General features: G+C 67.8%; 19 protein-coding genes. 7 read left to right on the top strand and 12 right to left on the bottom strand.

The window, feature by feature from the left end; genetic code table 11:
* Window positions 1–17 precede the first annotated feature (17 nt).
* A complete protein-coding gene (locus LJE69_RS11220) occupies window positions 18–929 on the top strand; it encodes a U32 family peptidase (protein WP_296924943.1) in 912 nt (303 codons plus the stop codon).
* 307 nt (window positions 930–1,236) lie between these two features.
* Here LJE69_RS11220 and LJE69_RS11215 read toward each other — a convergent pair whose 3' ends face one another.
* The gene (locus LJE69_RS11215) at window positions 1,237–2,208 is read right to left on the bottom strand and encodes a transporter (protein WP_296924940.1); all 972 of its coding nucleotides are present in this window, start codon (window positions 2,206–2,208) and stop codon (window positions 1,237–1,239) included.
* Window positions 2,209–2,518: 310 nt separating this feature from the next.
* Window positions 2,519–4,021, bottom strand: a complete 1,503-nt coding sequence (locus tag LJE69_RS11210) for an oligosaccharide flippase family protein (protein ID WP_296924938.1) — start codon at window positions 4,019–4,021, stop codon at window positions 2,519–2,521.
* A gap of 149 nt (window positions 4,022–4,170) precedes the next feature.
* On the opposite strand from LJE69_RS11210, the gene LJE69_RS11205 reads away from it, so the two are divergent.
* Window positions 4,171–4,458, top strand: coding sequence for a type II toxin-antitoxin system Phd/YefM family antitoxin (locus LJE69_RS11205; protein WP_296924936.1), 288 nt, complete (start codon window positions 4,171–4,173; stop codon window positions 4,456–4,458).
* Window positions 4,451–4,777 (top strand): type II toxin-antitoxin system RelE/ParE family toxin, encoded by a 327-nt coding sequence (locus LJE69_RS11200; RefSeq protein ID WP_296924933.1) that lies wholly within the window; start codon window positions 4,451–4,453, stop codon window positions 4,775–4,777. The genes LJE69_RS11205 and LJE69_RS11200 overlap by 8 nt, the downstream gene beginning before the upstream one ends.
* Before the next feature lie 28 nt (window positions 4,778–4,805).
* On the opposite strand, the gene LJE69_RS11195 is transcribed toward LJE69_RS11200, so the two are convergent.
* Both LJE69_RS11195 and LJE69_RS11190 read right to left on the bottom strand, forming a co-directional pair.
* Window positions 4,806–7,280, bottom strand: a complete 2,475-nt coding sequence (locus LJE69_RS11195) for a helix-turn-helix domain-containing protein (protein WP_296924930.1) — start codon at window positions 7,278–7,280, stop codon at window positions 4,806–4,808.
* A 297-nt stretch (window positions 7,281–7,577) separates the two neighbouring features.
* A complete protein-coding gene (locus tag LJE69_RS11190; RefSeq protein ID WP_296924929.1) occupies window positions 7,578–8,972 on the bottom strand; it encodes an FAD-dependent oxidoreductase in 1,395 nt (464 codons plus the stop codon).
* A 486-nt stretch (window positions 8,973–9,458) separates the two neighbouring features.
* On the opposite strand from LJE69_RS11190, the gene LJE69_RS11185 reads away from it, so the two are divergent.
* The 3 genes from LJE69_RS11185 (at window position 9,459) to LJE69_RS11175 (ending at window position 13,013) form a co-directional block, all read left to right on the top strand.
* Complete coding sequence (locus tag LJE69_RS11185) at window positions 9,459–10,871, top strand: circularly permuted type 2 ATP-grasp protein (protein ID WP_296924997.1); 1,413 nt, start codon at window positions 9,459–9,461, stop codon at window positions 10,869–10,871.
* A 226-nt stretch (window positions 10,872–11,097) separates the two neighbouring features.
* A complete protein-coding gene (locus LJE69_RS11180) occupies window positions 11,098–12,078 on the top strand; it encodes an alpha-E domain-containing protein (protein ID WP_296924927.1) in 981 nt (326 codons plus the stop codon).
* Entirely contained in the window at window positions 12,075–13,013 is a 939-nt protein-coding gene (locus LJE69_RS11175) for a transglutaminase family protein (RefSeq protein ID WP_296924925.1), read from the top strand. The genes LJE69_RS11180 and LJE69_RS11175 overlap by 4 nt, the downstream gene beginning before the upstream one ends.
* Before the next feature lie 311 nt (window positions 13,014–13,324).
* Here the strand turns inward: LJE69_RS11175 and LJE69_RS11170 are convergent, their stop codons facing one another.
* Both LJE69_RS11170 and LJE69_RS11165 read right to left on the bottom strand, forming a co-directional pair.
* Window positions 13,325–13,498, bottom strand: coding sequence for a hypothetical protein (locus LJE69_RS11170; RefSeq protein WP_296924924.1), 174 nt, complete (start codon window positions 13,496–13,498; stop codon window positions 13,325–13,327).
* Window positions 13,499–13,720: 222 nt separating this feature from the next.
* Window positions 13,721–14,050 (bottom strand): tetratricopeptide repeat protein, encoded by a 330-nt coding sequence (locus LJE69_RS11165; protein ID WP_296924923.1) that lies wholly within the window; start codon window positions 14,048–14,050, stop codon window positions 13,721–13,723.
* A gap of 559 nt (window positions 14,051–14,609) precedes the next feature.
* Between LJE69_RS11165 and LJE69_RS11160 the strand changes: the two genes are divergently transcribed.
* Window positions 14,610–15,395 carry a TIGR01458 family HAD-type hydrolase gene (locus tag LJE69_RS11160; protein WP_296924921.1) on the top strand — a complete coding sequence of 262 codons (786 nt, stop codon included), beginning with the start codon at window positions 14,610–14,612 and terminating at the stop codon, window positions 15,393–15,395.
* A 28-nt stretch (window positions 15,396–15,423) separates the two neighbouring features.
* Here LJE69_RS11160 and LJE69_RS11155 read toward each other — a convergent pair whose 3' ends face one another.
* From LJE69_RS11155 to rsmB, 6 genes are all read right to left on the bottom strand, one after another.
* The gene (locus LJE69_RS11155) at window positions 15,424–16,881 is read right to left on the bottom strand and encodes a TrkH family potassium uptake protein (RefSeq protein ID WP_296924920.1); all 1,458 of its coding nucleotides are present in this window, start codon (window positions 16,879–16,881) and stop codon (window positions 15,424–15,426) included.
* Between the two features lie 122 nt (window positions 16,882–17,003).
* The gene (gene trkA / locus LJE69_RS11150; protein ID WP_296924919.1) at window positions 17,004–18,377 is read right to left on the bottom strand and encodes a Trk system potassium transporter TrkA; all 1,374 of its coding nucleotides are present in this window, start codon (window positions 18,375–18,377) and stop codon (window positions 17,004–17,006) included.
* Between the two features lie 115 nt (window positions 18,378–18,492).
* Window positions 18,493–19,860 (bottom strand): sigma-54 dependent transcriptional regulator, encoded by a 1,368-nt coding sequence (locus LJE69_RS11145; RefSeq protein ID WP_296924917.1) that lies wholly within the window; start codon window positions 19,858–19,860, stop codon window positions 18,493–18,495.
* The gene (locus LJE69_RS11140; protein ID WP_296924916.1) at window positions 19,857–22,103 is read right to left on the bottom strand and encodes an ATP-binding protein; all 2,247 of its coding nucleotides are present in this window, start codon (window positions 22,101–22,103) and stop codon (window positions 19,857–19,859) included. Before LJE69_RS11140 ends, LJE69_RS11145 begins: the two co-directional genes overlap by 4 nt.
* Complete coding sequence (locus LJE69_RS11135) at window positions 22,085–22,654, bottom strand: DUF4390 domain-containing protein (RefSeq protein WP_296924915.1); 570 nt, start codon at window positions 22,652–22,654, stop codon at window positions 22,085–22,087. The genes LJE69_RS11140 and LJE69_RS11135 overlap by 19 nt, the downstream gene beginning before the upstream one ends.
* Complete coding sequence (rsmB, locus tag LJE69_RS11130; protein ID WP_296924914.1) at window positions 22,651–23,955, bottom strand: 16S rRNA (cytosine(967)-C(5))-methyltransferase RsmB; 1,305 nt, start codon at window positions 23,953–23,955, stop codon at window positions 22,651–22,653. The genes LJE69_RS11135 and rsmB overlap by 4 nt, the downstream gene beginning before the upstream one ends.
* Between the last annotated feature and the right edge of the window lie 109 nt (window positions 23,956–24,064).

Below are 24,064 nucleotides of genomic sequence, written 5' to 3'. Positions count from 1 at the left end.
GCGCGGGAGCCGTATCCATGTCCGAAACCACCACCAAACCCCGACTCTCCCTCGGCCCGATCTCCTACTACTGGCCCAAGGACCAGGTGGACGAGTTCTATGCAATGGTGGCCGAGAGCCCCGTCGACATCGTCTATGTCGGCGAGACCATTTGCTCCAAGCGCAACCAGGTGCGCTGGGAGGACTGGCTCGAGATCGCGGCAACCCTCAAGGCGGCCGGCAAGGAGGTGGTGCTGTCCACCCTGGCGCTGCTGGAGGCGGAGTCCGAGCTCAAGCGCCTGCGCGCCATCTGCGGCCAGGACGACCACCTGGTGGAGGCCAACGACATCGGCGCCGTGCAGCTCCGGCGTGGGCGGCCCTTCGCCGTCGGCCACAGCGTCAACGTCTACAACGACCGCACCCTGGAGCTGCTCGCCGCCGACGGCTGCATGCGCTGGGTGCTGCCGGTGGAGCTGACCCGCGAGACCCTCGCGGACATGCAGCAGCGCCGCCCCGAGGGCATCGAGACCGAGGTCTACGCCTACGGCCGCCTGCCGCTCGCCTACTCGGCGCGCTGCTTCACCGCCCGCGCCCGCAACCTGCCTAAGGACGACTGTCGCGACGCCTGCATCGACCACCCCGACGGCATGGTCGTCGAGACCCAGGACGACAACCGCTTCCTGGCGCTCAACGGCATCCAGACCCAGTCCGCCCGTACCATGAACCTGCTGCCGGCACTGGACGACCTGCGCGGCCTCGGTGTGGACATCCTGCGCATCAGCCCGCAGTCCCAGCACACCGATAAGGTCATTGATATCTTCCAGCAGGTGCTCACCGGCGAGATGGAACCCGCCGCGTCCGCGGAGCCCCTCGCCAAGCTCATGCCTACCGGCCCCTGCGACGGCTACTGGCACGGCGCCGCCGGCATGGACGCGCTGGCCGCCGCCTGACTCGCCTCTCCGTCGCGCGATCGGCACCGGCCACGCTGACCCGCCGAAGCGAAGCCCAGTCCACCCTAGGACGGCGTCGGCACCCCTTGGGGGCGCCGAGTTGCACTCGGCCGCGCCCGCCGCGGGCTCAATGCCCGCGGTGGGCGCTCATCCGCCGGACAGACGTTGCACTATCGTATGGGCACCGCAGCGCCGCCGGCGCGGCATCGAGCCGCGCCGGCGGCGGGCCGAGTGCAACTCGGCGGCCCAAAAGAGCCGAGTAAAACTCGGCGCCCCCGGGCGGCACCTGAGCTCCGCCTGCCCTCGCTCAGAACGCGTACAGGAACTTGAACCAGAGGCTGCCACCCTCGGGCCGGTTCTCCACCGCCGTCTCCGCCAGGTACTTCAGCGTGAAGGCCATGTTCTTGTGGTCGTACTTGACCTCCGGGCCGATGGCGAAGGCGCGCCCCCTGAAGCCGCCGAGGAAGGTGCGCCCGTCCAGTTCGTCATCCGTGGTCTGCTGGTAGTAGTAGCCGCCGACGCCGAGGCTCCAGGGCCCGGTGTGATAGCCGATGGTGTAGTCCGCGTGGAACGCCTGCCCGGAGTGGTAGTTGGTGGCGTTGTTCTCCGTGCTGAAGTCGTACATCAGCTTTGCGGATGCCTCGAAGCCGGCCTGGTTCAGATAGGTGAACGCGAAGATCGGCTCGAAGGTCCAGTAGTTGCGGCCGATGTTGGCGAGCCAATCCTTGTCGTAGGCCCCGGTGGGCAGATAGATGTCGACGCCCGTGGTCACGTGCCAGTCCTTGCCGTGCCAGCCGAGGATGAACGGATCGACGATGATGTCGCCCAAGCCGAAGCGGTCTTCGGTCTCACGCGGAAACGGTGGCGCGATGCGTCTGGAGACATCCACGTTGGCCAGCGGCACGAAGGCGTGCAGCGCCCAGTTGGCGCCAAGCACCTTGTGCTCGGTCACGTGGATGAAACGGAAGGTGTTGGCGACGACATCGAGGTTGAAGTCCTGGAACAGCCGCCCGCCGTCGCCGTCGCGGAACGAGTCGGCGCTATACCAACTGAGATAGTCGATGAAGTAGTTTCCGGGCGGCGGCAGCGCGCCGACCATGAAGTCCTCGGCGCCGTTCGGATAGTGCGAGCCGCCGCCCTCGGTGGCGATGGCCGGTGTGCCCGCGACCAGCGCCGCCGTGGCGACGGCTGCGATGACGGCCGTCTTTCTTGTCGAGTCCTGAGCCGTGCCGGAAGTCTGCCCGTGGTCGCTGCTCGTGCGATGGCCTGTTCGATGCATGCTCTGTCCCCTTGCGTGAATTGTAGCGATCACGCAACACATCCGGGCCGACCGCGCCAAGCAAGGCGCGGCGCATGACCGCTGACGGTTACGCAACAGTACTATTGCTGCAACACACGCGCGGTGCATTGACCTGGGTTCAGCATCCCGGCGAGCAACGGGGGCGGACATACGCCGGGTGCAGCATGGCGAGGGTGCTCTGGGCCCCACGCTCCGGCATTGGCTTCGAGCGCCATGTCGGGCTTCGTGCCTCAGCCCGACCTACGGGCGCGGTAGGTCGGGCCGACGTGAGAAGGCCCGACGCTCCCGCTCACAGGGCAGCCCCCGCTTCGGATCGGGCCCGGGGCCGGCGCAGCAGGCTGCGGCCGTCGGCGAGGGCGACGATGGCGAGGTAGAGCGCCATGAGCACACTGCCAGCGGCGAGGTGGTGCCAGCCGAGGTCGGTGGTGAGCCAGCGGCCGGCGCCGTAGAGCCCGAGCCCCAGCACGATGTAGCCCGCGACCCGCGGCACGTCGTAGGGCACCGGGTAGTAGCGCCGGCCGAGGCCATAGGACAGCGCGACCATGACGCTGTAGCAGGCGAGATGCGCCCATGCGGCGCCCTCGTAGCCGATGCGAGGCACCAGCAGCCACAGGATTATCACGGTGATGCCGGCGCCGGTGAGCGACACCCAGGCGCCCATCAGGGTGCGGTCGGTGAGCTTGTACCAGATGGACAGGTTCACGTAGACGCCGAGCAGCAGATTCGCCAGCAGCAGCACCGGCACCACGTGCAGTCCCTCGCGGTAGGCGCTGCCGACGAAGTACTGGAACACGTCGAGGTACAGCGTCACCAACAGGAAGATGAACACGCAGAAGATGACGAACCAGTTCAGCACCAGCGCGTACACCTGGCGCGCGTTCTGCTCTCTGGCGTAATTGAAGAAGAACGGCTCGCCGGCATAGCGGAACGCCTGGATGAAGAGCGTCATCAGGATGGAGAGCTTGTAGCAGGCGCTGTAGATGCCGAGCTGCGCCATGTTGGTGGCGTCGTCATACGGCAGCAGGTACTTGAGCGCGGCGCGGTCGAGCATCTCGTTGACGATGCCGGCGGTGCCGATGACCACCATGGGCAGCGAATAGCGCAGGATGCGCTTGAACAGCGCACGGTCGAAGCCCGTCAGCGCGCCGCGGAACTGCGGCGTCAGCAGCAAAAGCTTGAGCACGCTCGCCGCCAGGTTGGAGATGAAGACGTAGCCGACGCCGATCTCGGGGTTCCAGATCTGGCCGAGGAAGGAGCTTGGGTCCGCCTCGTAGGCGTGCCGGCAGAGCACGATGAAGAAGACATTGAGCCCGATGTTGGCGCCGATCTCGATGAGCTTGATGCCGGCGAACTGAAACGCCCTGTCCTCCGCCCGCAGCCGTGCGAAGGCGGCGTTGCCCACCGAGTCCATGGCCAGAATCGCCGCCACCCACCAGATGTATTCCGGGTGGTCGGCGTGGCGCAGCAGGTCCGCGACGGACTGCTGGAATACCACCGCCGCCAGGAGCATCGCGCCGTTGGCGAGCACCAGGAACCGCACCACTGTCGCCAGCACTGTGCTCGGGTCGTCGTCGCCCTTGGAACGAAAGCGGAAGTAGCCCGTCTCCATGCCGAAGGTCATCAGCACCGCCAGGAAGCCCATGTAGGCATAGAACTCGGCGACGACGCCGTAGTCCGCCGGCACGAAGGTGTAGGTGTAGAGCGGCACCAGCAGGTAGTTGAGGAACCTGCCGATGATGCTGCTGAGGCCATAGACGGCGGTCTGGGAGGCGAGGCGCTTGAGGGGGTTCACGTCGGAGTTCTTGGGGGCGGCCGTGGGTCAGGTTGGTATCGGCGGCATTGTCGCACGCCGCCGCGAAGGCTCGCCCCTCGGCGCTTGACGCCGCTACTTGACGGGCGTAGCGTCGAGAACCGAATTTGAATCGAATTTGGTTCGACGCGATGACTGACAATGTGCTGAGCTTGAGTCAATTCAAGGCTGACGCGAGCCGGCTGCTGGACCAGGTCCGCGATGAGCCCACCACGCTGGTCCTGACCCAGAACGGTCGTGCCCGCGCCGTGGTGCAGGATTACGCGCAGTACCAGGCGCGCGAGCGCGCCATGCTGATGTTGAAGCTGATGGCCGAGGGTGAGCGGGACGTCAGCAGTGGGGACACGCTGCCGCAGGCAGAGGTCTTCGCGGAGCTGCGGCAGCGGCTGCAGGCGCTGCGCGACGAGCGCGATGGCTGAGCGAGCGGTCAGTTGGACCCGCACCGCCCGGCGCGACCTCCATGCCATCGTCGGCTACATCGCCGAGGACAACCTCGAGAACGCCTTCGCCGTGCTGGATCGGCTGCAGGCGCGGGCGGAAACCCTATCGGACAATGCGCAACGCGGCCGCGTCGTGCCGGAACTGCGCGCAATCGACGTGTATCAATACCGCGAGCTCATCGAAAAACCCTGGCGAATCGTCTACCGGATCGAGCGGGACGCGGTGCTGATCATGGCCGTGCTCGATGGCCGGCGGGACCTGAGATCCGTGCTGCTGGAACGCCTGGTCAGGGTGTAGCGTGCCCACTTGATACCGCGCCCGATGGTCAGCGCTCCCGCGTCAGGTGGGCCTGCACCATCTTGAGCTCACCGTAGGAGCAGTCGTCGCCGAGCGCCTGCTTGGCCGCGCTGAGCCCTGCCGCCCCCGTCTCGGCGAGCGCGGCGCTGATGCGCGCGAGCTCGTCTTCTCCGATGAAGTCCGTGACCGCGACCTCGCCGGTGCCGATGTAGTGGGCGAGGTGGCCCTCGATAGTGGTGGGCTTGAGCCCGCGGCGGCTGGCGATCTCCTCGATGCTCAGGCCCTCCTGGTACAGGCGATAGCTGGCCAATCGGGTATCGCCTTCTGCTGCGCCTGCCTTGGTCTTGGCTTCTCGGGCGGCCCCGGGCCGGGTCGTCGGGTCGATGTCGTTGCGCCGGCAGTGGTCCGAGACGATGTCCAGCACCTCCTTGCCATAACGCTCGACGGTGCGCTTGCCGATGCCTTTGATCCTGCACAACGCCTCGGGACTGTCCGGCAGGGTCTCGGCGATTTGCCGCAGGACGGCGCGGGTGAGGATGCGATAGCGGGTTACGCCCTCGCGCTCTTCCGCTTCCCCCGTGCGGGCGCGCCAGCGCCGCAGCGCCGCCAGCAGGCTGTCGTCGTTGGCATCGGGCAGCTGGTCGTCCGGTCGCCGGGCCGGCCCTTTCTGCATCGGCGGCCCGCCGGCCTCGGCGTCGATGCCGGCCTTGGCCAGCTCGGCAAGATAGTCGGACGTCGAGAAGCGCTCGCGGCAGCTCTCGATGCAGGCGGTCTTGATGGTCAGGACCTTGCGCAGCTCGTCAACGGCCTGGCGGAGCGTCTTGCGCAGGGCCTGGTTGTCGGTGTCGAACGCGAAGGCATCGAGCCACGGGACCAGCCCCTCCCGCAGCGCCTCGTCGAAATAGGCGGACGCCTTGCGCACGCGCTCCTGGACATGGTCGTCGTCTTCCGGCGGCAGGTCGGCCCGGAACCGTGACTGGAGCTGGTGGCGAAACTTGGCGCCGACCCCGACCACCTGCTCCAGCGTCTGCCGCTCCAGCGCGTCCATGTCGTGCGCGCCGCTCACGTCGAGGACGCGCTCATTGTCGCGCAGCACGCCGAGGAGCCGCCGCAGCCGGGCGCCGAGAGCGTCGAAGTCCCAGCATTCCAGCAGCAGCCGCTGCTGGTAGGCGATGCGCGCCTGATCGAGCTGTTCCCGGGTGGGCGGATGACGGCTCGCCTCGGCGGAGTAGTGCGCCACACGCTGATCGGTCATGACCGCCCGGCGTGGGATCGGCGTGCTGAGCGCCATGCCCTCGAAGGTCTTGCAGCGGCTCAGGGCAACGTAGACCTGCCCGTGAGAGAAGGCGGCACCGGCGTCGATGATGGCCCGCTCGAACGTCAGGCCCTGACTCTTGTGAATGGTAATGGCCCAGGCGAGGCGCAGCGGGTATTGGATGAAGGTACCGATGACCTCCTCGGTGATCTCCTTGGTCTGCGGGTCAATAGTGTACTTGATGTTATCCCAGGTGACCGGCTCGACGTCGATTTCGCTGCCGTCGCCAGCGCATTGCACGACGATGCGCTCTCGCTCCAGGTGCGTGACGGTGCCTATTTTGCCGTTGAAGTAGCGCTTTTCCGCCGCACCGTCGTTGCGCACGAACATGACCTGGGCGCCCTGCTTGAGAGTCAGCGCTTCGGCGGTGGGATAGCTGTGGGCCGGGTAGTCCCCCTCAATGCGCGCCGTAAAGGTGTGGGGCTTGCCGGCAAGCGCATGCAGGCGTGCCTCGTTGATGCGATCGGCGCCGCGGTTGTGCGTGGTCAGGGTGATGTAGCCGTCCGCGTCGTCCGGCTGGAACCGCTCAATGTGGCGGGAATTGAGCCGCGCCAGGGCCGCATCGTCCAGCCGGCTGTCGCGTACCAGGTTCAGGAGCTCGATGAAGTCCGCGTCGGACTGCCGGTAGATGTGCTCGAGGGCGATCTGCACCACCCGGGTATTCTGAAGCGCCTTGCTGCTGAAGAAATAGCCGGACTCGTAGCGCTCTCGCAGGATGCCCCAATCCTGCCCGGGCACCACGGGCGCGAGCTGATGCAGGTCGCCGATCATCAGGAGCTGCACGCCGCCGAAGGGCAGGTTGGAGCGGCGCTGGTTGCGCAGCACGAAGTCCACCGCGTCGAGCAGGTCGCAGCGGACCATGCTGATCTCGTCGATCACCAGCAGGTCCAGGCTCTGGATGATGTCGCGCTTCTGCCGGTTCAGCCGGTGCGCCGCCGCTTGGCGCTCGGTCTCGCCGCCGGGCACAAAGGGGCCGAACGGCAGCTGGAAGAAGGAGTGCAGGGTCACGCCGCCGGCGTTGATCGCCGCCACGCCGGTGGGCGCGGTGACGATCATGCGCTTGGGCGGGCGCCGCGCCAGCGCGTGCAGGAAGGTGGTCTTGCCGGTACCGGCCTTGCCGGTCAGGAAGACGCTGTGGTCGGTATCGCGAATGAACGCCCGTGCCAGTTCCAACTGCGGATTTGGCATTGTCTTCTCGATGACGCTGTGTGCCCCGTGACTCTCCAGTCCGGGGATTATTATGCATATCAAGGTCCGCGGGAGCGCCGAGTTGCACTCGCCCCGGAGCGCCGAGTTGTACTCGGCGCGCCGCCGGCGCGGCTCAATGCCGCGCAGGCGGCGTCAGCGCGCCAACCGCAGCTGCCCCTTCCAACCGCCGCACGGCGCCTGCCACGGGCATCGAGCCCGCGGCAGGCGCGGCCGACTGCAAGTCGGCGCCCCCAGGAGCCGAGTACAACTCGGCGCCCTCACGCCGCCGCCCTCGGGTCAGCTCGCGGCGGCGAGCGGGGGCACGCCGCGGGTGTCGTCGTGGCCGGTCAGCAGCTCGCGCTCGAAGGCGGTCCAGTCCACGCGCGCCCCCAGGTGCTCGGCCACCAGACGCATGTCCTGCTCGGCGTTGCCGAGGCAGCTGGTGCCGCCGGGCGACGGCGTCATGTTGAAAACGATGCCGTGGCCGTCGAGGATCTTGACCTCGCCCATCTTCAGCTCGCGGGTGCGGCGGTCGATGAGCTGGGGGCGGACGCCGCCGTAGCCGTGGGCGTATTCGATATCCCGCACGCGCAAGTCCGGGACGATCTTGCGGATCTCGCGCAGGAACAGCCGGCGGTTCAGGCCGGGCACCTCGTAGAGGAAGTTGCGCAGCACGTAATTGCGCACGTCGCGGACCTTCATCAGGTCCCATAGGGTCGCCACCACGTCCCGGTCCAGGTTCAGCACGCGGAAGAAGTCGCGGATGGTGGCGCGGTTGTAGCGCTCGAGCATGGGCAGCATCAGCGCCGTCGGGCCGAAGCGGGTCTTGCCGTCGGTGACGATGTCACGATCGCCATGCACGGCGGCGAACGGCAGCTTCGGGTTCTGCACCGTGTAGACCTTGCCGTTCAGCGCCTCCGGGGCGAAGTAGAACGACCCCGCCACCGGCAGGCAGGAGTACTCCAGCCCGAAGCCCATCTGCTGCGCCATCAGCAGCGAGTGCCCGCCGGCACACACCACCACGGAGCGCGCCAGCATAGGGCCGCGGCTCGTCTGCAGCACGTAGTCGTTACCGTCCTTGGCGATGTCCGACACCGCCGTGCCGTAGAGCTGGCTGACATGCCGGTCGGCCGCGCGGTCGATGCGCACGCACTGGGCCGAAAACGACTCCGCCAGCGCCTGGAAGTCCACGGCGCAGTAGTCGTCCGGCGTGCCGGTGGCGACGATCTCCTCCTTGCGCCAGGCACCGTCCACCAGCGCGACGTTGGGCTCCAGGTCCGCGATGTCGTGACGCTCCAGGAGCTGCATGCGCGGATACAGATCGCGGAATGCCTGGAAGCGCCCGCGCAGGTAGCCGCACTCCCGTGCCCCGACGCCAAGCACCATCTTCGGCATGCGATGAATGATGCGGTCGCGCTCGCGGCTTGGCAGCTTGGTGGCGTAGTTGACGATCATCGACGCGGTGCGCTTCACCGCCGCCGCCTTCTCCAGGCTGTAGTTGGTCTCGATATCGCCGAAGTGGATGGTCTGGCTGTTGTTGTGAGCGTGAGAGTTGACCTGCGCCGGGCGCTCGCGGCGCTCCAGCAGCAACAGGCGCTTGAGGTCGGTGAACCGCGCCAGCTCGTAGAGCAGCGCGGTGCCGGTTACGCCGCCGCCGACGATGACGCAGTCGGAGTGGGTCGAGGCTGTCATGGGCTCGGACTCCTGATCGATCCGGGCCGCGGCGCCCGATGCACCGCAGTTGCGCGCTAGGTTATGGCGGCGAAAGACCCACAACCAGCCAATGGCATCGGTTCAAAGTATTGGGATTTCGGATGCAGCCTGACGGAAGCCAGCTTCAGCCTTGCACCAGAAAGCGGCGCACCGCCCCAATCCGGCGCAACTCGTTTAGGCGGTCACTGGGCACGCGCCCCGAGAGCAGGCCGAGGCCTCGGTCCCGGGCGTGCATGCGGGAGCAGATGCGTGCGCGGATTCGCACGCCTGGGGCCAACCGCGCTCTGCGCGCGATCCGACGGCAAAGCCATTCGCGGTCTTGGCGCACAATTTGCTTAACCTTCGAGCGTCGCAACCGGTATCCGCAGCACGCGTCACGACCAAACCCCCGCCGTGTCAACCGCCTTCCAGAGTCAGTCCTTTCGCAGCCTCGACGCGCGCAGCGCGACCGCCGGCAGTCCCACCATCTCGGCCTACCACGAGTTCTACCAAGACGACTTCCGCCCCCGTGAGCACTACCTGCCCATGTGGGAGCACATCCAGCGCGCCGGGCAGCACCTGCTCGGCGACAAGGCGCGGGAGGCGCACCTGGCGCTGCACACAGAGGGGGTGACCTTCACGGTCTACTCGGATTCGGACCAGGGCATCGAGCGGGTCTGGCCGTTCGACATCCTGCCGCGCATCATCACGGCCGCGGAATGGGCGCACATCGAGGCGGGGCTGAAGCAGCGCATCCGCGCGCTGAACCTGTTCTTGAAGGACCTCTATCACGGCCAGCGCATCCTCAAGGACCGGGTGCTGCCGCCGGAGCTGATCTTCCGCGGCAAGGACTTCTGCCGCGAGATCATGGACATCGACGCCCCGCACGACATCTATACCCACATCGGCGGCGTGGACCTGATCCGCGACGAGGAAGGCCGCTACCTGGTGCTGGAGGACAACCTGCGCACGCCCTCGGGCGTGTCGTACATGATCGAGAACCGCGTCGTGGAGCGGCGCATCCTGCCGGAGTTCTTCGAGCGCTACCGGGTGCGCCGCGTGGAGCACTACCCTGCCCTGCTGCTGCAGGCGCTGCGGCACCTGTCGCCGCGCGGCAAGGACCGGGCGAACATCGTCGTGCTGACGCCGGGCATCTTCAACTCGGCCTATTTCGAGCACACCTTCCTGGCCAAGGAGATGGGCGTGGAACTGGCCGAGGGGCGGGACCTGGTCTGCAAGAACGACTGCGTCTACCTCAAGACCACCCACGGCCTGCAACGGGTCGACGTCATCTACCGGCGGGTGGACGACGCCTTTCTGGACCCGCTGGTGTTCCGCGCCGACTCGGTGCTCGGCGTCGCCGGCGTCATCAACGCCTGGCGCGCCGGCAACGTCGCGCTCGTGAACGCACCGGGCTCCGGCATCGCCGACGACAAGGCGGTCTACGCCCATGTACCGGACATCATCCGCTACTACCTGGGCGAGGCGCCGATCCTCAAACAGGTGCCCACCTATCAGATGACCCACGCCAATGACCGTGCCTACGTGCTCGACAACCTGGAGCGCATGGTAGTCAAGGCCGTCGCCGAGTCCGGCGGCTACGGCATGCTGATGGGCCCGAGCTCCACACCCAACCAGCGCACCGAATTCGCCCGCAAGGTGCAGGCCGACCCACGCAACTACATCGCCCAGCCCGTGGTCCAGCTCTCCCGCCACATCTGCTACCTGGACGGCGAGTTGGAATCCCGCCACCTGGATTTGCGCCCCTTCATCATCTACGGCGACGGCATCGACGTGGTGCCGGGCGGCCTGACGCGGGTGGCGATGACCAAGGGCTCGCTGGTGGTGAACTCCTCGCAGGGCGGGGGGAGCAAGGACACTTGGGTGTTGGCGGAATGAAGGTAAGCAGAAGTACGGAGTTCGGGGTACAGAGTACGAGGGCGGCCGGCGCGAGTCTCGCGGTGCCCGCAAAGACAATCGTTGCTGCCCGGTCCCAAGGACGTCGAAGGTACGGACCACGGCTCGTTGCCTGCCGAGGGACCGGGTTCCGCCACCGTACTCCGTACTCCGTACTCCGTACCATCCCCCGCACCGGCGTCCGCCCCGAGCCCCTGTCGCCATCTCCATGCTGAGCCGCATCGCCGAATCCCTCTATTGGATGTCCCGCAACCTGGAGCGCGCCGACGACACCGCGCGCATCCTGGACATCAACGTCCGCCACATGCTGGAGGCGGACGAGGGTGCCACCGAGGAGATGCAGTGGCGGCCGCTGCTCACCATCGTCGACGCCGATGAGCCCTACCTGGAACGCCACCCGGACGGGCAGGTGACGGTGCAGCGGGTGATCCGCTTCCTGACCCAGGGTCCGGATTACCCGAGTTCGCTCTATAACAGTCTTAGGCTGGCCCGCGAGAACGCCCGCGTGGTGCGCGACCGCATCTCGCAAGAGATGTGGGAGGCCATCAACGAGTTCTGGCTTGCCACCGACAGGCATCTTCAGGCCAAGCTCCAACCGTGGAGGGCGGCGGAGTTTTATGCCTACGTGCACCGCGAGGTGGCGCTCTTCTTCGGCCTCAGCCAGAGCACCATGATGCGCGGCGAGGCGTACGGCTTCACGGCGCTGGGCAGCCTCCAGGAGCGCGCCGACATGACCGCGCGCATCCTGGACGTGCGCTATCACTTGCTGCTGCCGGACCTGACCCTCGTGGGCTCGCCGCTGGACTACTACCAATGGGGCGCGCTGCTCAAGTCCCTGTCCGGCTTCGAGGCCTACCGGCGCAAGTACCACGCCGGCATCCGCCCCATCGACGTGGTGGAGTTCGTGCTGCTGGACCCGGCGTACCCACGCTCGCTCCGCTACTGCCTGGACGGCATGGAGCGCGCCCTTGCCCGCATCGGCTATCTGCCGGACGGCGCCGTTCCGGCGCGCATGCAGGCGCTGCGCGAGCACCTGGCCGACGTCTCGCCACGTGGCGTGCTGGAGCAGGGACTGCACGAGTATCTGGAGCGCTTCCTGACCCTGCTCGCGGACCTCACGGGCGCGCTGCAAAACGACTACTTCGAGGCCCATATGGCGGACGCCGCCGACGCCGGAGTCGAGGCATGAAGCTCCGCATCCACCGCAGCGAGCAGATCGCCTTCGACGGACCCGTGCGCGAGCACCACCTGGAGTGGCGCTGCGCGCCCTGGGACGACGCCGGCCAGCGCCTGCACCGGCTGGAGCTGAGCTGCCAGCCCGTGGCGGCGCTCGCCTCACACCGCGACTGCTTCGGCAATCAGGTGCACCGCACCGCGCTGCTGGGCGCCCACGACGGCCTGACCCTGCACATGGAGGCCGAGGTCGAGACGCAGCTGGACGACCCCTTCGACTTCAAGCCGGTGCCGCTGGAGCGTGAGCGCGAATGGCTCCGCAACGCCCTGCGCGAGGCGCCGCGGCTGTGGGACCTGGTGCTCGCCCGCAACGCCGCATCGCCGCTGCTGGATGCCCTGATGAACGGCGACTCGGCCGCGGATCTCGGCGTGCATGCGGCCGTCGCCGACGGGCTGCCGGTGCCGGGCGCTGGCACTGCGCTGTTCGCGAGTCTCCAAGCCGCAAACAGTTGGATCGGCGCCACGTGCGCCACCACCGACCCCGCCGACATGGATGCCGACGACGGCGCCGAAGCCGCTGCTCGGGGGCCCAGCGCCGACACCCCTCTGCGCAGCGCCGCGGGCAGCACCACAGAGCTCGCGCTGCTGCTGCTTGCCGTCGCCCGCGGCTGGGGCCTGCCGGCGCGGTTGGTGAGCGGCTATCGCCACGCCGCTACCGGCTTCGGTCACTCAACGGCGCATGCAGGCCTGCACTACTGGGCCGAGGTGCTGGTGCCAGGCGCCGGCTGGCGCGGCTTCGACCCCGCGCTCGGGCGGCTGGCGGACGGCGCGTACGTGCGGCTCGCCGTCGGGCGGGATGCGGGCGACCTGCAGGGACTGCGCCAGAGCTGGAAGGGGGAAGGCGGTCTCGGCGAAGCGCGCACCGAGATCTTGGTGGAACCGCTGGGATGAGCTGTTGATTGGCCATCCCGGCTAGAACCGGTAAGCATGGCTTACCGACACCCATCGTCGGGTTACGCTGCGCTGACCCGACCTACACGGAATACTTTCATGGTCTCGAAACGCATCCCCCGCAGGCCAAGACTACGGTGTCCACGTTGTTTCTGAACCGTTAAAAACTCTGCGCTTCCCGCAGAAAAAAAAGCCAAGGCCCGGGATTGGCCCCAGGGCCTTGGCGGTCAGTCCGCCCGTGATCCGGCGGCAGCCTGCGATCGCTTGGCTGCCGCGGATGCTTGCGGGGTCGGGCGGGCCAGGGGGGAAGCTTAGTCGAGGAACGGGTTCTTCGCCGCTTCCGTCTTGTGGTGCGTGTCGACCTGTTGGACCTCGACGACAGCCGGCTTGTTGTCCTGCTTGGCGGCGACTTCGTCTTCCGTCACAACGGCAGCGGTGGAGACACCACCGACGACCAGTGCTGCAATGGCAAGTGCTTCGAGCATCTTAAGTCTCCTGCTCAGTTGGGTTTGAACGTTGAGGAGTAGTATATAAGCAGATTCTAAAATTGGAAGTAACAAATCGTAACAGGGCGTGTAACATTCCCCGAAAGTTACACCGCAAAAATTAGGGTTTTCCGCCAGATTCGGCAGATTCGCCAGATTCGTTGGCCAGGCAGCGCCAGCACCCACATGCAGGCCGGCCCGGCGAGCCAGGCCGGACAGCCGTCAGGATCCCGCCTCCAGCGCCCGCTGCGACCGGGTGCGGAACACCCGCATCTCCTTCGCCGCCTGCACGTCGCCCTTGGACTCGGCGGCGGCAATGCCGTGGTCGAACGCCTTCATGGCTTCCTCGTGCCGGCCGGCGGCGGCGAGCGCCTTGCCATAGAGCTTCCAGGCGGCGGAGTAGCCCGGCTCCATGCGCACCGCCTCGGCAAGGTGCTCCAGCGCGACGTCGAGGCGGTCGGCCTTTAGATACTCGTTGCCGAGGCCGTAGCGCAGCAGTGCGGAGTCCTGCCCATGGGCAAGCATGGTTTCGAGGTTGTCGATGATGCTCATGCTGGCTTCACCCTCTTGGTCATCATGTGTGTCTCGGCCCGGGCGGGCTATGCCGCGGCGGACGGATACCGGAGAGATCCCCAAGCCACCGCGGCAATGCACCGCCTGGGCAGCGCCGGGCCCAGCCCGGTGGAAACCCGATATCCTCGACCACAGACAACGAGGAACGCCATGCATGCCCGCATCGACTCCGCCGTCCAGGCAAATTCATGCGTCGCCCCGGCCTGCACGTGTACCTGGGGATGCCGCTGGACGAGCGGAAGGCGGGGCGCGCACTGTGGCTTTCGCGGCGCTCACCTACCCGAAAGGCCGCGCCCGAGGAACATAGGATGCGACGCTGAGTCGATGGCAGTAAACCCGGTGCAGGGTGACAGGCGTTGGGGCTGCGCCGCGGAAATTTCAAGACCGGGCTCCGTCGTTGTCATAATCGGAGTCGTGATCGAATATCCGCGCGGCTGAGGTCACGATTACGACAACGACAACGACAACGAAAGCAAAATTGGGAGAAGCGCTCCCCTAGCCCCTAGCCCCTAGCCCCTAGCCCCTAGCCCCTCTTGAGATGCAAGCCATTCTCTTTGACCTCGACGGTGTCCTCTATCAGGGCGACACGCTGCTTCCGGGCGCGGCCGAGACCGTCGCCTGGGCGCGCGCCGAGTGCATCCCGCACTTGTTCCTCACCAACACCAGCTCGCGGCCGCGGGCAGCCATCGCCGAGAAGCTCGCGCAGCTCGGCATCGAGGTGGCAGCCGAGCAGATCCTGGCGCCGCCGGCGGCCGCGTGCACCTGGCTGCGGGCGGAGGGCATCGAGGACATCGCACTGTTCGCACCGGCCGCCACCGCGGTGGACTTCGCCGGGCTCAACCTATTGCCGGCGAACGCCGAGCGCGGCGCCGGCGCGGTGGTAGTGGGCGACCTCGCCGAGGGTTGGGACTTCAGGACGCTGAACCGGGCCTTCCGGCTGCTGGTGGCCAAGCCGGCGCCGCGGCTGCTGGCGCTGGGCATGACCCGGTACTGGCACGCCGCGGGCGGGCTGCAACTGGACGCGGGGCCTTTCGTGGCGGCGCTGCAATACGCCTCCGGCATCGAGCCCGTGGTGCTCGGCAAGCCGGCGGCGGCCTTCTTCGACACCGGCGTCGCCGCGGTGGGGAGCCTGCCCGCGCGGACACTGATGATCGGCGATGACATCCGCGGCGACGTGGCCGGCGCGCAGCGCGCGGGACTGAAGGCGGCGCTGGTGCGCACGGGCAAATTCCGCCCCGCCGATCTGCACGGGGATGTTCGCCCGGATGCGGTGTTCGACACCGTGGGCCATCTGCCAGCCTGGTGGCAACGGCACGCGGGTTGACCGGCGCCAGGCTCGCCGGGAAGCCGACTCAACGCTGCCAGAATGCCGGCGTGAGCAGCACGACCAGCGTAAAGACCTCCAACCGCCCCAGGAGCATCGCGAAGCAGAGTATCCAGATGCCCACGTCGTGCATGTCGAAGTAATGCGCACCGACGGTGGCAAGGCCCGGCCCCAGGTTGTTCATGCAGGCCGCCACCGCCGAGAAGGAGGTCAGCAGATCGAGACCCGTCGCCGCCAGCGCCAGGTACATGATCACGAACGCGGCCACGTACAGCGAGAAGAAGCCCCAGACGGCATCGACGATGCGGTGGCTGATGACCTTGTCGCCCACGCGCACCGGCATTTGTGCACTCGGATGGATGAGCCGGCCGATCTCACGCATGCCCTGCTTGATGAGCAATAGAAACCTGATCTGCTTGATGCCGCCGCCCGTGGAGCCGGCGCAGCCGCCGACGAAGGCCAGGAACAGCAGCATGATCTCGATGAACGGCGGCCAGTTATAGAACTGCGCCGTCGTAAAACCGGTGGTGGTGCCCACCGAGACCACCTGGAACAGGCCGTTGGTGAAGGCTTCCTCCCAGTCGATGTAGGTGTCGGTGCGGAACAGCGCGACGGTGACGATCACCGTGCTGACCGCCATCAGCAAGATGTAGAACCGGAACTCGCTGTCCTGCGCATAGACGCGCGGGTCGAGCCGGCGCAGCGCCACGAAGTGCAGCGCGAAATTGACCCCGGAGAGCAGCATGAACACCACCGCGATCATCTCGATCGGGGTACTGTCGTAGTAGCCGATGCTGGCATCGTGGGTGGAAAAGCCGCCGATGGCGACAGTGCTGAAGGCATGGCCGATGGCATCGAAGAGCGACATGCCCGCGGCCCAGTAGGCGAGGCCGCAGGCGATGGTGAGCCACAGATAGACGAGCCACAGCGCCTTGGCCGTCTCGGTGATGCGCGGCGTCAGCTTCGTGTCCTTCATCGGCCCGGGCGTCTCCGCGCGGTAAAGCTGCATGCCGCCGACGCCGAGCATTGGCAGCACGGCCACCGCCAGCACGATGATGCCCATGCCGCCCAGCCATTGGAGCTGTTGGCGGTACCAGAGCACCGAGTGCGGCAGCTCGTCGATGCCGAGAATGACGGTGGCACCGGTGGTGGTGAGCCCGGACAGCGACTCGAACACCGCATCCGTCGCCGACAGGTGGGGCTCCGGTGACAGCAGCAGGGGCAACGCACCGGACAAGCCGAGTGCCACCCAAAGCAGCACCACCACCAGGAATCCATCCCGTACCCTGAGCTCCTCGCGCACCCGAGCCACCGGCAGCCAAATGAGGATGCCAGCGCCCAGGATCACCAGGAATGAATCGAAGAAAGGCATCCCGCCACCGTCGCCGTAGATCAGCGCCACTGCCACTGGCGGCAGCATGCTGGCGCTGAACACCATCAGCAGCAGGCCCAGGACCTTCTGCACCGAGGCGAAGTGTTTCACCATCGAAGAAGGTCCGAGGGCCGAGGGCCGAGGACCAGGCGCCACGACCCATTCGTGCCGTCCTGGCCCTCGGCTCTCGGCCCTTGGCGCTGTTCAGGCGTCTGCATCGGGCCAAAAGCCATCGATCAGAAAAACGTCACGCCCACCTGGAACAGCTTCTCGACCTCGGGCACCCGCAGCTTGTCCTGCAAAAACAGGATGACGTGGTCCTCGGACTCGATGACGGTGTCGTGATGGGCGATGACGACCTCGTCGCCGCGCACGATGGCGCCGATGGTTGTGCCCTTGGGCAGGTTGATGGCCTCAATGGGCCGGCCGACTACCTTGCTGGAGCCCTCGTCGCCGTGGGCGATGGCCTCGATGGCCTCAGCGGCGCCGCGGCGCAGCGAGTGCACCATCACCACATCGCCGCGGCGCACGTGCTTCAAGAGGCTGCCGATGGTGGCCTGTTGCGGCGAGATGGCGATGTCGATGGGCCCCGCCTGCACCAGGTCCACGTAGGCGGTGCGGTTGATGAGCGCCATGACCTTGCGCGCACCGAGCCGCTTGGCGAGCATCGCGGAGAGGATATTGGCCTCGTCGTCGTTGGTGATGGCGCAGAAGACGTCGGTGTCCTCGACGTTCTCCTCCAGTAGCAGCTCCTCGTCCGCCGCATCGCCGTGCAACACGATGGTGCGTTCCAGGGATTCCGCGATGTGCTTGCAGCGGTCCAGGTCGTGCTCGATGACCTTGACCCGGTAGCGCTTCTCGGTGGCACGCGCGAGGCGCGTCCCGATGTTGCCGCCGCCGGCGAAGATGAGCCGCTTGTAGGGCTTCTCCAGGCGCCTGAGCTCGCTCATCACCGAGCGGATGTGGCGGGGTGCGGCGACGAAGAAGACCTCGTCGTCCGCCTCGATGACGGTATTGCCCTCGGGCTGGAGGGCGCGGTCGTGGCGGTAGATGGCAGCCACCCGCGCGTCCACGTGCGGCATGTGGTCGTAGAGGGTGCGCAGCTCGTGGCCCACCAGCGGGCCGCCGTAGTACGCGCGCACCGCCACCAGGCGCACCCGGCCGCCGGCAAAGTCCGTCACCTGCAGCGTGCCGGGGTTCTCGATGAGCCGCAGGATGTAGTCCGTCACCTGCTGCTCCGGGCTGATGCGCACGTCGATGGGCAGCGCGCCCGGGCCGAACAGCGCGTCCTGCTCCATAAAGCCGGGCGAGCGCACCCGCGCGATCTTGGTGGGCGTATGGAACAGCGTGTAGGCCACCTGGCAGGCGACCATGTTGGTCTCGTCGCTGTTGGTGACGGCGATGATCATCTCCGCGTCCTCGGCGCCTGCGCGGCGCAGCACGTCCGGGTGCGCACCATGCCCTTGGAGGGTGCGCAGATCGAAGCGGTCGGCCAACTCCCGCAGCCGGCCGGCGTCGACGTCCACCACGGTGATGTCGTTGGCCTCGCTCACCAGGTTCGCGGCCACGGACGAGCCCACCTGGCCGGCACCAAGGATCAGAATCTTCACGAGGAAGGGCCGAACAGGAAGGGGCGAGCGCCAAGGGCCGAGCGCCGAGCTCCGGAAACCGTCCGGCCCTTGGCCATTGGCCCTTGGCCCTCTATTGCCGGAGCGCCATGCTGGATCATCTACGTTCCTTGATCTCGATGCCGAGGGAACGAAGTTTCCGATATAAGTGCGTCCGCTCCATCCCGGCCTCTTTGGCCATCTTGGAAACGTTGCCGGCGTGCTTCTCGAGCTGGTACTCCAAGTACGCCTTCTCGAACTGCTCGCGGGCGGAGCGCAGCGGCTGGTCGAACGACACCATACCCTCCAGTGGCTGGGTCGGCACCGGCGGCGCCGAGCCCAGTGCAGACTCCACCTCGGTCTGCGTGATCTCATCGCCGGCACCCAGGATCAGCACCCGCTGCACCAGGTTCTTGAGCTCACGCACGTTGCCCGGCCAGCTGTAATTGCGCAGGAAGTTCTGCGCCCCGACGCTGAAGCGACGGTAGGCCAGCTTCTCGTGGGTGGCGAAGTAGTCCACGTAGTAGTTGAGCAGGTCCGGGATGTCCTCGGCGTGCTCACGCAGCGGCGGCACCGACAGCGGCACGACGTTGAGGTGGTAGAACAGGTCCTCCCGGAAGCCGCCGCCGCGAACCTCTTCCTTCAGGTCGCGCGAGGTCGCGGCGATGATGCGCACGTCGATGGTCACGGGCTCACTGCCGCCGACGCGGAGGAAGGAGCCCGTATCGAGCGCGCCCAAGAGCTGACCCTGGGCCTCCAGGTCCATGTCCGCCACCTCGTCCAGCAGGAGGGTGCCGCCGGCGGCCTGCTCCAGGCTGCCATAGTGGACGTGGCCCCCCTCCTCGCTGCCGAACAGCTCCAGGGCGGCGTTGCCGCGGGTGATGGCGGATACCGCGAGGTCGACGAAGGGCCGCTCGCGCCGGGCGCTCTGCGAGTGCAGAAAGCGCGCGAAGGTCTCGCGGCCACTGCCCGGCTCGCCGGTGATGAGCACCCAGGTGTCGTGCTGGGCGATGCGCTTGACCTGCTCGCGCAGCCGCTGCATGGCCGCCGAGCGCCCGGCGGGCTCCTGCACCAGCGGCGCGCGCCGGCGCAGCCCGACGTTCTCGCGGGCGAGCTTGTCCGCCTCCAGCGCCCGCTCCACGGTGAGCAGCAGCTTGGCCATGGACAGCGGCTTTTCCAGGAAGTCGTAGGCGCCAAGCCGCGTCGCCTCCACGGCGGTCTCGACGTTGCCGTGGCCGGACATCATGATCACCGGACACGGCAGGCCCTCGTCCTCGTCCCACTCCTTGAGCAGGCTGATGCCGTCGAGGTCCGGCATCCAGATGTCGAGCAGCATCAGATCCGGCCGGCGCTCGCGCAAGGCATGGCGCGCGGCCTCGCCGCTCTCGGCGTTGGTGACGGTATACCCCTCGTCTTCGAGGATGTCCTGCACCGTTTCGCGGATGTCGGGCTCGTCGTCGACGACGAGGATATGGGTGGCGCTCATGTCTCTCCTACCCGGCGCAGCGGTCTCGACGACGCGGTGGGCGTCTCGCGCCAGACGGGTAGTCTGGCCGTAAAGCGTGCCCCTTGTTTCACGTTCTCTGCCGTGATGATACCGCCGTGTTCCTCAATTATCTTCTTGACGATGGCGAGCCCGAGCCCCGTCCCCTTGGACTTGGAGGTGACGTAGGGCTCGAACAGCCGGTCGATGAGGGCGGGATCGATGCCGCCGCCGTTGTCTTCGATGCCGATCTCGATGGAGGGCGTCTCGTCGCTGAAAGCGTAGTGGGTAGACACGTGCACATGGCCGTCGGCATGACCGTCCAGCGCCTCGATGGCGTTCTTCAGCAGGTTGTGGATCACCTGCCGCAGGCGCTTGGAGTCGCCCCGAACCTTCGCCTCGGGCGCGCCGAGCTCGGCGACGATGCGTACCTTGGCGCCCTGATAGAGCTCCAGCACCTCGCTGATCAGCGCGTCCAGCGCAAAGGGCTCGTCCTGCATCTCCGGGGAGCGGGCGTAGTTGGCGAAATCGTTCACCATCGCCTTCATCGCTTCCACCTGCTGGCCGATGGTGTGGGTGGCGCGGTCCACCACCCGCGCATCGGACTCGGGGAGCTTCGCGAGCAGCTTGTGGCGCAGGCGCTCCGCCGAGAGCTGGATGGGCGTCAGCGGGTTCTTGATCTCGTGCGCGAGACGGCGCGCCACCTCGCCCCAGGCGGCGTCGCGCTGGGCGCGGATCAGCGTGGTGATGTCGTCGAAGACCACGACGTGGCCGGTGCGCTCGCTGTCTCGCTCCAAACCGGGGGCGGCACCGGGCAGCGGGCTGCCGCGGCACATGAGCACCTGGCGCACGTCGGCGCCGAGCAGCGTCACCTCCTCGCGCCACTCGGTGCCGGCGGCAATGTGCCTGCGCACTGTCTCGCCCCAATGCAAAAGCCGCGGGTAGGACTGCTCCAGCGTGTCCAGGGCCAGCCCTTCCTCCTCGTAGTCGGGCAGCCTGAGGATGTGCCGGGCGGCAGGATTCATGGTCACCAGCCGCAACCGCTCGTCGAAGGCGATGACGCCGCTGGAGAGCCGCCCGAGCACGGTCTCCAAGTACGCCCGCTGCTCCTCCGCCGCGCGCTGGCTACGCGCCGCCTGGTCGCGGGCCTGGGCGATGCGGCGGGTCATGGCGTTGAACGAGGCCACCAGAAAGGCCAGCTCGTCGTCTTGGGAGGGCAGCGGCAGGCGCTGCTCGTAGTCGCCGTCCGCCACCGCGCGGGTGCCGCGGGCGATGTCCGCCACCGGGGCCACCAACCGCTGCGCGGTGCCGAAGGCCGCCAGCAGCGCCGCCATCAGGCCGAATACCAACACCAGCGATAGCGTGAGCGAGAAGCTCAGCTTGAGCGAGCGGCGCAGGTAGGACAGCTCGGTGTAGCGGTTGTAGGCGTTTTCCAGCTTGGTCGCCAGCTCGCCGATGCGCTCGGAGGTCGGGAAGATAGCCTGTAGCATCATGCGCCGTGCGCGTGGGTCGTTGACCAGCACCCGAACCACCAGCGCGCCGTCCTCGGCGGTCTCCAGCGCCACGTAGTCCACGCCCATGCGCACGCCCTGGAGCATCTCACGCCCAGGGTGGTTGGGCACCAGTTGGGTGGGGTCGTCGATGGCGGTGCCCATCACCTGGCCGTTCGGGTCGAACACCGTCAGCTCCAGCGCACCGGCCTGCCGGCGTAGGTCATCCAGGGTCAGGGTGAGCGCGGTGGCGGAGCGGTCCTCGATGCCGCCGAGCAACTGCTGCGTGTACTTGAGCAGCACGCGCTGATTGAGGTCCAGGGAGGCCTGGTTGAGCGCCAGGGCGTCCTCCATGGCGCTGTCGATCTCGACATCGAACCAGCTGTCGATGCCGCGCAGCAGGAAGCCCAGCGAGTAGTAGTAGACCACGCCCACCGGCAGCAGCGAGATCAGCGCGAACAGCACGACGATGCGCGCCGTGAGCCGCGAGCCCGGGGCACCGCGGCGGCGCTGGTTCACCAGCCGCGTCACGTTGAAGCCCACCATCAGCACCAGGGCGACCAGGCCCGCCAGCACCACCAGCAGCAGCGGCACGAAGGCGCGGCTCAGGGCATCGGAGTTCTGCACGGCGCTGCTCATCAGGTGCAGCGCCACCAGTAGCGCCAGCACCAACAGCCCGACGGCGAAGGCGCCCGGGTGCTTCCAGACCTTGCGGGGCGGCCGCTGGTACGATGGCCCTAGGGGGTCAGCGGCCATTTGGACCACTTGCTGGCTTGCTTCCAGGACGGGTACAGGTAGGCGATCGGGCGCAACGGCAGCGGCAGCTCCTCGATGTCCAGCGAGACACGGACCTGCACCTCGTAAGCCTGATCGTCTTCCAGGCGATCCCGACTCAGCAGCGCCAGACCGCGAATCTCGCCGAGCGCCGTCAGTGCGGCATCGCGGCTGACGTAGGTGCGCCCCTGCTCACCGGGCAACTGCGAGACCAGGTAGCGCTCCGACAGTGGCTTGTAGCGGATGCGGTAGCGCAGGCGCTGGTCCACCAGGCTCTCCTGCCAGATCCAGTCTGCCACCGGCCGCACCTGGATGTGCACCTCCACCGTCAGCGGCACGCCGTTGTCGAGCGCATCCAGGGCGCGGTCGCTGAAGCGATAGCGGATGTTGGCGTCCATGACGTAGATGCCGTCATCCAGGCGCGTGGTCACCTGCTCCACCTTGAAGTCCCGCGCCGGTGCGGCAACGGCGGCCATGACCAGCAGCATCGCCAGCAGCGCCGCGGCGCCCATGCGCAAGGGCCACCGTCTCACGATGCCCGCTCCAGCAACGCGTAATAGAAGCCGTCGCCGCCGTCAGCGGTGGGCAGCAGTTGCAGGCCCGGCGCGCAGGGAACCGTATCAGCAACGCCGGGGGGCGGCGTCAGCGGCAGCTCGCGTGCATCGGGGTGGGTCTCCAGGAAGGCGGCGATGCGCTGCTGGTTCTCGTCCGGCAGCACCGAGCAAGTGGCATAGAGCAGGCGTCCACCCGGGCGCAGGAGGCCCCAGAGTGCGGCAAGGATGGCGTCCTGCGTCGCGGTCAGCGCAGCGACGTCGGCCTCGCGGCGCAGGTACTTGATGTCCGGATGCCGGCGGATGACGCCGGTGGCCGAGCAGGGGGCGTCCAGCAGGATGCGGTCATAGGGCGCGCCGGGCCAGTCGGGGCCGGCCTCGCGTGCATCGGCTGTCAGTACCGTCGCCGCGAGACCGAGCCGGGCCAGGTTCTCGCGCAGTGGTTCGAGCCGCTCGGCATCCACGTCCACGGCGGTCAGTTGCAGCGCGCCGCCGGCCCGCTCCAGCAGGTGCGCCGTCTTGTTGCCGGGGGCGGCGCAGGCGTCCAGCACGCGCTCGCCCGGCCTGGGGTCGAGCAGCACCGTGGCCAGCTGCGCCGATGCATCCTGCACCGACACCAGGCCGCCCGCGAAGCCCGGCAGGCGCAGCACCGGCACTGGCTTGTCCAGCAACAGCGCGGTGTCCAGGCCCGGCAGGGGACGCGCAGCGATGCCGGCGGCGGCGAGGTCGGCAGCATAGGCGGCGCGCTCGCACTGACCACGGTTGACGCGCAGCACCATGGGCGGGCGCTGGTTGCTGACGGCGATGATGCGCCGCCAGTGCGCCGGCCAGGCGGCCTCGAGCCGGGCCACCAGCCAATCCGGGAAGAGCGCGGGATCATCGGGGGCGTTCCCGACGCGCGCCAGCAGCGCGTCGCGCTCGCGCTGAAAGCGGCGCAGGGCGGCGTTCACCAGCCCCGCCGCCCGCGGCCGGCCCAGCGCGCGCGTGGCGTCCACCGTCGCCGCCACCGCAGCATGCGGCGGAATGCGGGTCGAGACGAGCTGGTAGAGGCCCACCGCCATGAGCGCGTAGAGAATCCGGTCGGCACGGCGAAGCGGCCGCGACAGCAGTATAGCGACGAGGGCTTCCAGGCGCGGCAGCAGGCGCAGCGTGCCGTAGCAGAGCTCATGCAGCAGGGCCTGGTCGCGGGCCGCGACCGCGCCGCCGGCGGCGGTCAGCGCGACGGTGAGCGAGCGCCCATCCACGCGCACCGCGTGCACCGCGCGGGCAGCTGCCGCGCGCACCTCCGCGCCCGCGCCGGCCCCGTGCCCGGCCCCGTGTCCGGCGCCGCTGCGGCGCGGGCGCGCGCCGGCCGAATGCCGCGGCGATGTTCCGGCGCGCGGACGCTTCGGC

This window comes from Thiohalocapsa sp., from assembly GCF_022340605.1.
Classification (GTDB): Bacteria; Pseudomonadota; Gammaproteobacteria; order Chromatiales; family Chromatiaceae; genus Thiohalocapsa.
This window is presented reverse-complemented; position numbering and strand designations above follow the sequence as displayed.